The organism is Granulibacter bethesdensis CGDNIH1 (assembly GCF_000014285.2).
GTDB classification, from domain to species: Bacteria; Pseudomonadota; Alphaproteobacteria; order Acetobacterales; family Acetobacteraceae; genus Granulibacter; species Granulibacter bethesdensis.
Genome location: NC_008343.2, coordinates 911,517 through 923,096, shown reverse-complemented (window position 1 = coordinate 923,096; position 11,580 = coordinate 911,517). Strand labels below are relative to the sequence as shown.

General features: G+C 55.9%; 10 protein-coding genes. 5 read left to right on the top strand and 5 right to left on the bottom strand.

Going from position 1 to position 11,580, the window contains the following annotated elements; genetic code table 11:
* Window positions 1-95: 95 nt before the first annotated feature.
* Window positions 96-263 carry a 50S ribosomal protein L33 gene (rpmG, locus tag GBCGDNIH1_RS16480; protein WP_011631508.1) on the top strand — a complete coding sequence of 56 codons (168 nt, stop codon included), beginning with the start codon at window positions 96-98 and terminating at the stop codon, window positions 261-263.
* Between the two features lie 409 nt (window positions 264-672).
* A complete protein-coding gene (locus GBCGDNIH1_RS16475; protein WP_232449680.1) occupies window positions 673-1,140 on the top strand; it encodes a class I SAM-dependent methyltransferase in 468 nt (155 codons plus the stop codon).
* A gap of 77 nt (window positions 1,141-1,217) precedes the next feature.
* Here the strand turns inward: GBCGDNIH1_RS16475 and GBCGDNIH1_RS16470 are convergent, their stop codons facing one another.
* Entirely contained in the window at window positions 1,218-1,919 is a 702-nt protein-coding gene (locus tag GBCGDNIH1_RS16470) for a glutathione binding-like protein (RefSeq protein WP_025319240.1), read from the bottom strand.
* A 148-nt stretch (window positions 1,920-2,067) separates the two neighbouring features.
* Here GBCGDNIH1_RS16470 and zwf point away from each other — a divergent pair, with 148 nt between their 5' ends.
* The 3 genes from zwf (at window position 2,068) to GBCGDNIH1_RS16455 (ending at window position 6,676) form a co-directional block, all read left to right on the top strand.
* Window positions 2,068-3,546, top strand: coding sequence for a glucose-6-phosphate dehydrogenase (gene zwf / locus GBCGDNIH1_RS16465; protein WP_025286311.1), 1,479 nt, complete (start codon window positions 2,068-2,070; stop codon window positions 3,544-3,546).
* 69 nt (window positions 3,547-3,615) lie between these two features.
* Entirely contained in the window at window positions 3,616-5,613 is a 1,998-nt protein-coding gene (locus GBCGDNIH1_RS16460) for an AsmA family protein (RefSeq protein ID WP_011631504.1), read from the top strand.
* Between the two features lie 28 nt (window positions 5,614-5,641).
* Window positions 5,642-6,676 carry an aldose epimerase family protein gene (locus GBCGDNIH1_RS16455; protein ID WP_011631503.1) on the top strand — a complete coding sequence of 345 codons (1,035 nt, stop codon included), beginning with the start codon at window positions 5,642-5,644 and terminating at the stop codon, window positions 6,674-6,676.
* Between the two features lie 6 nt (window positions 6,677-6,682).
* Here GBCGDNIH1_RS16455 and GBCGDNIH1_RS16450 read toward each other — a convergent pair whose 3' ends face one another.
* The 4 genes from GBCGDNIH1_RS16450 to GBCGDNIH1_RS16435 form a co-directional block, all read right to left on the bottom strand.
* Window positions 6,683-8,017, bottom strand: a complete 1,335-nt coding sequence (locus GBCGDNIH1_RS16450) for a cytochrome c (protein WP_011631502.1) — start codon at window positions 8,015-8,017, stop codon at window positions 6,683-6,685.
* 25 nt (window positions 8,018-8,042) lie between these two features.
* Entirely contained in the window at window positions 8,043-10,196 is a 2,154-nt protein-coding gene (locus tag GBCGDNIH1_RS16445; RefSeq protein ID WP_011631501.1) for a xanthine dehydrogenase family protein molybdopterin-binding subunit, read from the bottom strand.
* A 14-nt stretch (window positions 10,197-10,210) separates the two neighbouring features.
* Entirely contained in the window at window positions 10,211-10,663 is a 453-nt protein-coding gene (locus tag GBCGDNIH1_RS16440; protein WP_025286308.1) for a (2Fe-2S)-binding protein, read from the bottom strand.
* Window positions 10,664-10,888: 225 nt separating this feature from the next.
* Window positions 10,889-11,467: a YqaA family protein gene (locus GBCGDNIH1_RS16435; RefSeq protein ID WP_011631499.1), complete on the bottom strand. Its 579-nt coding sequence runs from the start codon at window positions 11,465-11,467 to the stop codon at window positions 10,889-10,891.
* Window positions 11,468-11,580 lie beyond the last annotated feature (113 nt).

The window sequence follows — 11,580 nt, the reverse complement described above, 5'->3', positions numbered from 1 at the left end:
TATGCTCGGGCCTGAATTATCATGGAAACGATGCGAAAAGCTTGACCTGAGGCCCCGGTATGAGCATGTTCCGGCGCTTCGAGAGGTAGCGAGTCATGGCCAAAAGCAACACTGTTCAGATCAAACTGGTTTCCACTGCCGATACCGGCTTCTTCTATGTGACCAAGAAGAATGCCCGCGCCCAGACCGGCAAGCTTGAATTCCGCAAATACGACCCGGTCGTGCGGAAGCATGTGACCTTCAAGGAAGCCAAAATCAAATAATTCCGGTCGCAGTTTTTCTGCGGCTCTCCAGGGCCTGCCGGACTGATATCTGATCAGCCCGCATCGTCCTGTCAGCCTGACCTGCCTTTACCCCGCGTGCCCATGGTACGCGGGGTTTTGCGCGTTCCTGACCATAAGACGGATTTCTATTAGCCTCTCTGATCGGAAGACGCATTTCATATCTTTGCGACAAGAATTTTATGGAGTATTCACTAATAATATTCCAACAAATCGGAAATATTGCAGTATTATGACAATACAAGTCGAGACTACTGCCACAAATATGAAACAATCACCCAAACAAAAATCCAGCAATGTTTCAAATACAGCACTTTTTCTGAAACGTTGGCTGGCCAATCCCTTGCAGATGGGATCGGTTATTCCTTCATCCCCGGCACTTTGCCGCAGGGTGGCCGCTCAGATTCGCCGTAACCATGACCAGATCGTACTGGAACTGGGTGCCGGAACAGGCGTGATTTCCAAGGCCTTGCTGGAAAGCGGTATCCCCCCGGAGCGGCTGTTTGTGGTCGAGATCGTACCGGATATGGCCGTTCATCTCCGCAAGGCCCTGCCAGGTGTTCAGGTGATCGAAGGGGACGCACGGGAACTGCCTGCTCTTCTGCCTGCGCAATGGCACGGTCGGGTTGGCAGCATCGTATGCGGTATTCCGCTGGTTCTGCTGCCATTCCCGGCCCAGAAACGGTTCATAGATGCGATGGAAACCGTCGCACCAGGAATGGGGTTCTTGCATTACAGCTACTGTGCGACCTCCCCCCTTCCCGCCCGCAAGCACGGGCTGACGGGAAAGCGGGAAGCATGGACACCCCTGAACTTCCCCCCGGCCAGCGTCTGGCGCTACCAGCCGCAAAAAGGCTGATCCCATCCCTGATCATCAGCCCGCCACAGGCAGAGGGTCGGGCAGAGGGTCGAGCAGAGGCGGAAGCAACGGGCGGATCAGGTTACAGGCGATGTTGTCTGGCCAGAGCCGAACAACACGTCACGTTCGGCATCGGTGATCGGCGTGGTCTGGCGGCGATCCTGAAGAACGGACATCCCCCGTTGCACAGCATCACGGGATGCAATGCGGTCGTGCCATCGCCGCACCGCAGGATAATCATCCAGAACAGACAATTTCGCGGTTATGGCCGTGATCCACGGAAAGGTAGCGATATCAGCGATGGAATACTCCGTCCCGGCCAGATAATCAGCCTCCTTCAAGCGTGTCTCCAGAACACGATGCAGCCGCAAAACTTCGTTCTGATAGCGTTGTACGGCATAGGGGATGGTCTCAGGCGCGTACGCTGAAAAATGGTTCCACTGGCCGAACATCGGTCCGACACCGCCCATCTGAAACATCAGCCACTGGATCGCCTTCAGCCGCCCCACCGGATCAGCGGGCAGAAGGCACCCGGTTTTCTCCGCCAGATAAATCAGGATCGCACCGGATTCCCATAAGGTCAGCGCCTGTCCATCAGGACCATCAGGATCAATGATCGCCGGAATTCGATGGTTTGGCGTGATACTGAGAAATTCGGAGGAAAATTGGTCACCCTTCCGGATATCGACCGGAATGACGCGGTAAGGCAGACCCATCTCCTCAAGAGCAATATGAATTTTTTGACCGTTTGGCGTAGGCCATGTCCATAATTCGATCATACTTGGCAGCCTTCCCCTGTCTGTAGCACATTGCCTGTCTGACATGGTTCATCCTCTTCGAGATGGTACAGCAAGTGCCATCAACGATAAGGTGCCACACTGATCACGATGCAACTCTTTGACCCGACAGATTCGAAAGAAGGCTTCGATGGCCCAGATCATTCCTGTCAGTACTTTTGATGGTGTCGTATTCGGCGCTACAGGCGATCTCACTCTTCGCAAACTGATGCCGGCCTTGTATCGGCGGCTGCGTGACGGGCAGATTCCACCCGATAGCCGCCTGATTGGAGCGGCACGCTCCGATCTCAGCAGCGAAGACTATGCCAATACGGTGCTGGAGCATCTGCGCAAACACATCAAGGGGGATGAGTGGCAGGAGGAAACGGTCAGCCAGTTTCGTTCGATGCTGCATTACCGGCATGTGGATGGCAAAAGCGGTGACGGGTTCGAGGCTCTGGCAACATTGCTGGATGAACAACCGGATCGTATCCGAGTCTATTACATGGCCACTGCCCCTGCCCTGTATGGCGACACATGCGAAAATCTCGAGAAAGCCGGACTGGTCACCGAGCAGTCACGCGTTGTTCTGGAAAAGCCGATCGGGCAGGATCTGGACTCGTCCCGCGCGATCAACGACGCAGTTGGCAAGATCTTTGCCGAGCGGCAGATTTATCGCATTGACCATTTCCTTGGTAAGGAAACAGTTCAGAACCTGATCGCGCTCCGCTTTGCCAATTCGATTTTCGAGCGGTTGTGGAACGCCGATAATATTGATCATGTCCAGATTACCGTCTCGGAAACAGTCGGTGTGGAAGAGCGCGCCGGATATTATGACGGCTCCGGCGCGATGCGGGACATGATCCAGAATCACCTGCTGCAGCTTCTCTGCGTGCTGGCGATGGAACCGCCGGTTTCTCTGGAAGCAGACGGGCTGCGTGATGAAAAGCTGAAGGTTCTGCGTGCCCTGAAACCGCTGGCCGAGCATGAGGTCGCGCTGTCCACCGTGCGCGGCCAGTACGGGAAAGGGGCGATTCAGGGTCGTGCGGTCAACAGCTATGTCGATGAGGTCGGACATCCAACAACGACCGAAACTTTCGTAGCCCTGAAAGCGGAAGTCAGATCATGGCGCTGGGCAGGCGTGCCGTTTTACATGCGCACCGGCAAGCGCCTGCCGCAGAAAGTCAGCGAAGTCGTCATCCAGTTCAAACATGTCCCGTACTCGATTTTCCCTTCGGACAGCACGGAGTTACAGGCGAACCGGCTGGTCATCCGTCTGCAACCGGATGAAGGCATGCGGCTGGTGACGATGCAGAAAGATCCCGGTCCGGGTGGGCTAAGGCTGCGACCGGCACGGCTGAACATCAGTTTTGAGGAAGCATTCGGCATGCGCTACCCGGATGCGTATGAGCGCCTTCTGATGGATACGGTGCGCGGCAACCCCTCCCTGTTCATGCGCCGTGATGAAGTGGAAGCCGCCTGGATATGGAGCGACCCCATTCTGGAAGCCTGGCGCAACAGCACGGAAGGCCCACGCATGTATCCGGCCGGAAGCTGGGGGCCGACTGCCTCCATTGCCCTGATAGAACGCGATGGGCGCACGTGGCATGAGGATTGGCAGGATCCCTGATTAAAAAACAGGGTTGTCTGCCTCTTCCCTGCTGGCGCAACCCTGCGTTTATCCCGCCGTTAGCAAAGGATGGCACCCTCCGCGCGCAAGAAAAAATGGTTGATCAGCACAGCTTTTGTGTGCGGAGGCGCAGTTGCGCTGATCCTGTTGTGGGACTGGAACTGGTTCAGGCCGCTTGTGGCATCTCAGCTCAGTCAGGCGCTGGGCCGGAACGTCAGCCTGACGCATTTCAATCTCCATCCCGGGCGGATCACCAGCGTTGAATTGGAGGGAGTGCGGGTCGCCCAGCCTGATGGATTCCCTATGCCTCCCTCTTCCGATGGGAAACAGTCAGGCCAGCAGAACACCGAAAACGAGTTCGCCCGGATAGAACACCTGGAAATAGAGGTTGATGTCTTGCGCTATTTGCAGGAGCACCTCATTGCCATTCCTCGCATTGCCCTGACGAAACCGGCGTTTCACCTGATCAGGACGGAAGACAATCGCAATAACTGGACATTTCCGTCCGGCAAAAACGAAGACAAATCAGACGCAGATACCCATAAGCGTGCCAGCCCTGAAATCGGAACCCTCCATATAGAAGGTGGCTCCATCCTGTTTCAGGATGCCCCGTTAAAAGCCGATGTTTCGATTACCCTGGCAACAGGCTCGGACAGTACCGGCAAGAATGCTCTGATCGCAGAGGCCAAAGGCAGCTATGCCGGGCAACCGATGACTGGCGGGCTGGTTGCGGGAGACGTGCTGACCTTGCGGCAGGACCATACGGTCTATCCTTTGTCACTCCATCTGGAGAACGGCCCGACCAAAGGCTCCCTGCGAGGCACTATTGCCGATCCACTGCATTTCGCCGGTGCCGATCTGACATTGACGCTGAAGGGAGCCGATATGGCGGCCCTGTATCCGCTGACCGGAATCCCCATTCCCCAGACTCCGCCTTACGATATTGAAGGCCATATGACCTATGCGGAGCAGCGCATCAGGTTCGAGAATTTTACCGGCCATGTAGGATCAAGCGACCTCAACGGTTCGATTATCGTCGCACCATCCGGTGCCAGGCCGGTGGTTACGGCCGATCTGCATAGTCGCAAGGTCGATCTAGATGATCTGGGCGGCTTCATCGGCTCCACACCCGGAAAAACCACGACACCCGGGCAAACGCTGGAGCAGAAACGAGAAGTCGCCAAGGCAGAGGCCAGTCCTCAGCTTTTTCCTACACGCCCCATCAACATTCCCAAACTCAAAGCCGCCGATATCCATCTCCGCTATAAAAGCCAGTCCATTCTCGGTCGATCAATGCCGCTGGATAATGTCGCAGTCGTCATGGATATCGTGGATGGCCGTATTCAGCTTCATCCCCTCTCCTTTGGTATCGGCAACGGGGATGTCACCAGCACGATTAATCTATCACCGGATGGAAACACGATTGATGCTGATGCCAGCATTGCCTTTCACAAAATTTCCTTGCAACGCCTGCTTAAATCAGTGTCCGGTTTCACAGGCGGTGGCCAGATCGGCGGAGAGGCCAGCATCAAAACCAAAGGTAATTCCATTGCCGCGATGCTGGGACATGGCGATGGCTATCTGCGCCTGACCATGGGACATGGCGGTAATATCAGCGCATTGCTGGTCAATCTTTCCGGCCTTCAATTCGGCAATGCCGTGCTCTCCGCACTTGGTATTCCCTCCAAAGCACAGATACGCTGTATGATTGCAGATTACACCCTGCAGCAAGGGGTGATGGATACGCGGTTGTTCGCCATCGACACAACAGAGTCCGACATACGGGGCACCGGTAAGATCAACCTCCGTACGGAAACACTGGATTACGCAATACGGACGGAAGCAAACCATTTTACGATCGGGTCACTGCCCACTCCCATCAATATTGGCGGCACCTTTAAAAATCCTTCCATTACGCCAGGCGCGGAGCTTGGAGTCCGGGCAGGAGCTGCGATTGGTCTTGGCATCCTGTTTCCTCCGCTCGCCCTTTTACCGACCATCCAGACGGGAATCGGCTCAGTGGATGACTGCAAAGGGCTTGTCGCACGCCATACAAAGCGGAAATAATCGCCCTCCTCTCAAAAAGGCGATCTCGATGGAGCACTCCGCTTTCGGGCAAACGGCAGACGGCCGGAAAGCCTCCCTTTTCCGGGCCGGTAATGAGCATCTGCAGGTTGCCTTCACCGATGATGGTGCGCGGATGGTCTCCATCATGAGCAGAGACCGTCATGGCGCATGGGATCATGTGCTGCTTGGTCATGACAGTGCTGAAGCCTATGCGGCGGAAGGCGGCTCGCTGGGTGTCGTGCTGGGCCGCTATGCCAACCGGATAGCAGGAGGCGATTTACGGATTGATGGTGCTCATCATCGTCTGGCCACTAACGAAAACGGCAATACACGCCATGGTGGCCCTGATGGTTTCGGAAAAAGGCTCTGGGAGGTTGTCCGGCATGACGCGGAAAGTATTACCTTCGGTCTGAGCAGTCCGGACGGCGATCAGGGCTTCCCGGGGGAAGTCTATGCAGAAGCAGAATACAGGCTGGCGGGTGATACACTCTGGCTGACATTGACAGCACAGACAGACAAACCGACTGCGATCAATCTCAGCGTACATCCGTATTTCAATCTGGGGACTTCGGGCACAATCCACGATCATATAATCCAGATTGCTGCCACACAGTATCTGGCAACTGATTCTGCCCAGATTCCGTTTTCTCCGCCGCGTTTCGTTGCAGATACGCCATTTGATTGCCAGCAGCCTGCCGTGTTGGGCGCAATCCTGTTATCAAATCATCCGCAATTGAAAATCGCAGGCGGCCTTGATCACTGTTTCTGCCTTGATGGTCGGGTAACCGAGAATCCGCGTAACGTGGCAGGGCTGTATCATCCCGATAATGGCCGCCTTTTGCGCATCATGACAACGCAAGCGGGTTTGCAGGTCTATACAGGCAATAATCTGACTGGCCAGTTTAAAGGGCTGAACGGTCTGCTTCATCAGCGCTATGCGGGGATTGCACTGGAAGCACAGAACTACCCGGACGCCCCGCATCACAGCAGTTTTCCCTACTCGATCGTCAAGCCAGGTGAACTATATCGGCACCAGATCGGGTTTCAGTTTACCACTGGCTGAACCGCCTTATTGGGCGGTGCGTGCATCCCTCACCTGATCTGCCGTGACAGTTCCACGCACGCCACTGAAGTGGCCAAGCACATAGTTCGAGAGAACGGCCAATTCCGCATCGGTATGTGACAGGCCAAAGGAAGGCATGAACGCATGCACGGTCGGGATGCCGTTTTTCTCTATATCCAGCACAGAACCATCAAGCAGAATGCGAACGAGATTAGTACCCTCCGGATCGGAGACGGTAGCTGCTCCGGCAATAGCGGCATAGTTCGTCTGCCGCCCTGCTCCGCTGAGTGTGTGGCAACTTTTGCATGCACCGGCAAAGAGGCGGCCACCCTCGCTGTTTGCGGAAGCAGCGGGATCCGGCATTTTCGCCTGCTCTGGAGCAGGCGCAACACCGACACCATCGGCAATCGGCGGCACGGCTTTCAGATAAACCACCATGGCGTGAATATCATCATGGGTCAGCCGGCTGAGGCTGTAACTGACCGCTTCTGCCATCGGTCCAGAGGCGCTGCCCCGACCATCGCTATGACCTGTGGCCAGATAGGCTTCAAGCTCACTCTCGGACCAGTCACCAATTCCCTGCTTAGGATCGCTGGTAATATTGTAGGCTTTCCAGCCCTGCATCGTTTCACCTGAAAGGGCACGGCTGTTTTTCAGGCCATAGGTCCATCCACGCGGCGTGTGGCATTCCCCGCAATGGCCGAGCGCCTCCACCAGATAGGCACCCCGATTCCATTCCGGAGATCTGGAAGAATCAGGTTCAAACCGTCTTCCCGGATTGTTCAGCATGTTCCACCCCACCATCAACCAGCGCTGGCTGAAAGGAAAACGCATGTTGTTTGGAGGGGAGACAGCATGAACAGGCTTGAGACTGAACAGATACGCCTTGATTGCCAGCACATCATCCCGTGACAGTTTCGTATACGACGTATAAGGAAAAGCCGGATATAAATGTCGGCCGCCACGCCCTACTCCATCCCACATGGCTGAGACGAACTCATCATCCGTATACTCGCCGATTCCTGTCTCCTTATCCGGCGTGATATTCGGCGCATATAAAACGCCCATCGGCAGCTTGAACTCCCGACCGCCGGCGAAAGGAACACCTCCTTTTGCCGTATGGCATGACTCACAATCCGCGGCCGTAGTCAGATATTTTCCTTTTTCAACCAGTGCGTCATGCGCACTATCCGCGGCATGGGCGACACCATTGCCCGCCACACAGGTCGCTATTGCAAAAGTCGCCAATCCTGTCGTGATGGCACGCCCAAGCCCCGACAGTGGACCGGAGGAAAATGTGGAACAGGAATCCTGATGAGCAATTTCTGTAAAATCAGACATCGAAATGCATCCCTTCCTGTCACGCTCACGCATCCGCCAGCTGTCCCAGACCAAGCGGTAAACGCCGGATACGCTTTCCAGTCGCCGCAAAAACAGCATTTGCAATGGCAGGGAATGCTGCCGCAGTACCGGTTTCTCCCAAACCGCCGGGATCTTCGGTGCTATCGATCAGCACGATGTCGATCGGAGGAACCTCATTCATCCGCAGCATGCGGTAATCATTGAAATTTGATTGCTGAACACGGCCTTTTTCAAGCGTGATCTCGCCATAAAGTGCAGCCGTCAGGCCGAAGACCAGCCCACCTTCAATTTGCGCCCGAACGGAATCCGGATTGATTGCGCGTCCACAATCCATCGCTGCAACCAGCCTGTGCAGACGGACCGTTCCATCCGGCTTTACTTCGGCATCGCACACGACTGAGAGATAACTACCGAAGGCGTTTTGTACCATGATGCCCCGCCCGTGGCGCGGCGGAAGGGACGTTCCCCAGCCTGCCTTTTCAGCGGCTGCGTTCAGCACACCAAGTGCACGAGGATTTTTATGCAACAGAGCACGGCGGAAATTCAGCGGATCCTGTTTGGCGGCAGCGGCAAGCTCATCCACAAAGCTTTCCACCACAAAAACATTATGTGCCGGTCCGACACCCCGCCACCACGCGACAACGACACCGGGTGGCTCGTGACGCACCCATGAATTACGCATGTTTGGAATATCGTAGGGTGTTTCAGCACATTCTATCAGATCGGGATCAATACCTGTTTTCGGCATGGCCACTGGTGCCCACCGTGCCAACACACTGGCGCCCGTGGTTTTGTGCGTCCATGCTATAACCTTGCCATCCGCATCCAACCCACCGGATAAGGTATCGTAATAGTAAGGCCGAAGCCGATCGTGACGAATATCGGTCTCCCGCGTCCAGATCAGCTTTAACGGATATGAAACCTGACGGCCGAAAGCAGCGGCCTGACGGACATATTCAGCCTCCAGCCGACGCCCGAACCCGCCCCCAATCATATGATTATGGACCTGAACCTTATCTTTGGGCAGGCCGGTCACCTGCACGACTTCCTCCTGCGCACGCGCCGGAACCTGAGTGCCACACCAGACTTCGGCACTTTCCTTACTTACATGGACTGTGCAGTTGATCGGCTCCATGGGGGCATGAGCCAGAAACGGCAATTGGTACACCGCCTCAATCCTGCTGGTTGCCCTGGACAATGCGCCTTCCGGATCGCCTACCTTGCGCGCTGTCAGGCCATCCGTTCTGGAAGCAGCCTTATGGCCCTCCACGATCTCGGCCTGTGAGACCTGCGCATTGGGTCCCTCGTCCCAGACGATATGGAGTGCTTCTACCCCCTGCTTTGCAGCCCAGAAATGGTCACCCACCACAGCCACAGCGTGATCCAGCTTGAGAACATCCCGCACGCCGGGAACAGCCCGCGCCGCATTCTCATCCATCGAAACCAGTTTCCCGCCGAGGACGGGGCATGTTTCGACTGTCGCAACCTTCAAACCGGGCAGCTTAACGTCGATCCCATATACGGCCGTGCCATTGACCTTTGGGGGCGTATCCAGACGCCGTTGCGAATGACCGATCAATGTCCAATCTTTCGGATCCTTGAGCGGCACATCTTTCGGCACCGGCAAGGTGACGGCAACAGCCACAAAATCCTTGTATGGTGCACTGCGACCAGAGGCCTGGTGGCTGATCACGCCACGCTTCACAGTGCATTCCCCGGGCGGCACGCCCCATTCACGGGCGGCAGCCTGCACCAGCACGCTGCGTGCTGTAGCGGCGGCCATACGAAATTCCTTGTAGTCGCCGCGGATCGACGTCGAACCACCGGTCGCCTGCATCTGAAGGAGCGGCGACGCATACAGTTTGTCATCCGGCGGTGCGAACTGGGGGCTGATCTGGTCGAGACCGACCTCCAGTTCCTCAGCCAACAGCATGGACGCTCCCGTCCAGATGCCCTGCCCCATTTCTACATCACGCATGATCAACGTGATACCGCCATCCTGTGCCACACGAATAAAGGCATTGGGTGCAAATGAGTGCTCGGCCTGCTCCGTAGCCCCTTCTGCCTTTGCATGGCGGCTGCGCGGCAGCCATGTACCGATAACCAGAGCGGCCCCTCCGGCCAGAACACCGCGACGGGAAAGAGGAGTATGATTCATGGCTTTCTACCCCCTTATGCCTGCGCTGCCTGTTTGATGGCACGCCTGATGCGGGGATAAGTGCCGCAACGGCAAATATTGCCGCTCATGGCCGCATCGATATCGTCATCTGTGGGGTGGGGATGAGCATTCAACAGTGCGGTTGCCGCCATGATCTGCCCGGACTGGCAGTATCCACACTGCACGACCTCGATATCAAGCCAGGCTTTCTGAACTTTCGCCCCTGCCGGTGTATCGCCGACCGCCTCAATCGTCATGATCTTGTGACCGGCGGCTTCTCCCAACGGAAGGGTACAGGAGCGAACCGCTTCCCCGTCCATGTGAACGGTGCACGCTCCACACAGAGCAATACCGCAGCCGAATTTCGTGCCTGTCAGCCCGGCCACATCCCTTAATGCCCACAACAGAGGCATGTCCTCCGGCAGATCGAACTGGTGATCGGCGCCGTTGATATTCAACGTAATCATGAGGAACTCCTCCCCGCAGGCATAAAAGGTCACACACGACAAATAACCTGCCATAAGCCGGACAGGCACAGAATCGCAGAATATCCTTATAGAACGTCCGTTATGATAAGGGGACTGTTTTATAAGGATACAAATCAATTGAACAGGTCAAAACGACCTGCCCCACGATACGCATCGAACGCAGAAGGTTTAAGGAGGTTCCGAAGGGGGGGGTGGAAAGCCCTGTCAGAGGAACTTCAAGAGAACGAAACCACCCACCAATGCCAGCGCGAACAAAGTCGTCACCAGGGTCAGCCTCTTTTCAACAAAATGACTGACGGGGGCACCGAAACGGCGCAACAGCGCGGCTTCCAGAAAAAAACGCAGCCCACGGGTCACCAGACTCGCGAGCATGAAGATACCGAAATTGAAATGCGCTGCGCCGGAGCCGATCGTAACGATCTTGTAGGGGATCGGCGTCAATCCTTTCAGCAGGATTACCCACAGGCCGTACTGCGCATAGGTTTCCTGAAAACGCGTAATGGCATGTTCGTAATGGTAAAGTTCCAGAATAGGTCTTGCCACGGCATCCAGCAGGGCAAAGCCAATCCAGTATCCCAACGCTCCCCCTGCAACGCTGGCCACCGTACAGATCAGGCCGAAGCGCCAGGCGCGTTCCGGTCGCGCGACGCACATGGGAATCAGCAATGCATCGGGAGGGATGGGGAAAAAGCTGCTTTCAGCAAATGCAATCACCCCAAGCCACCATGCTGCACGCGGGGAAGAGGCCAAGGACAGGATACGATCATATAGACGGCGCAGCATTCGTCAGGGCCATTCCCACGGTTCAGGGGGATGCCAATGCCATGCGATACCCTCCCCCCTCAAGGGGATGATCAATTATAAAGACAAATAGAATTATTTTGTTTGAAAATTTC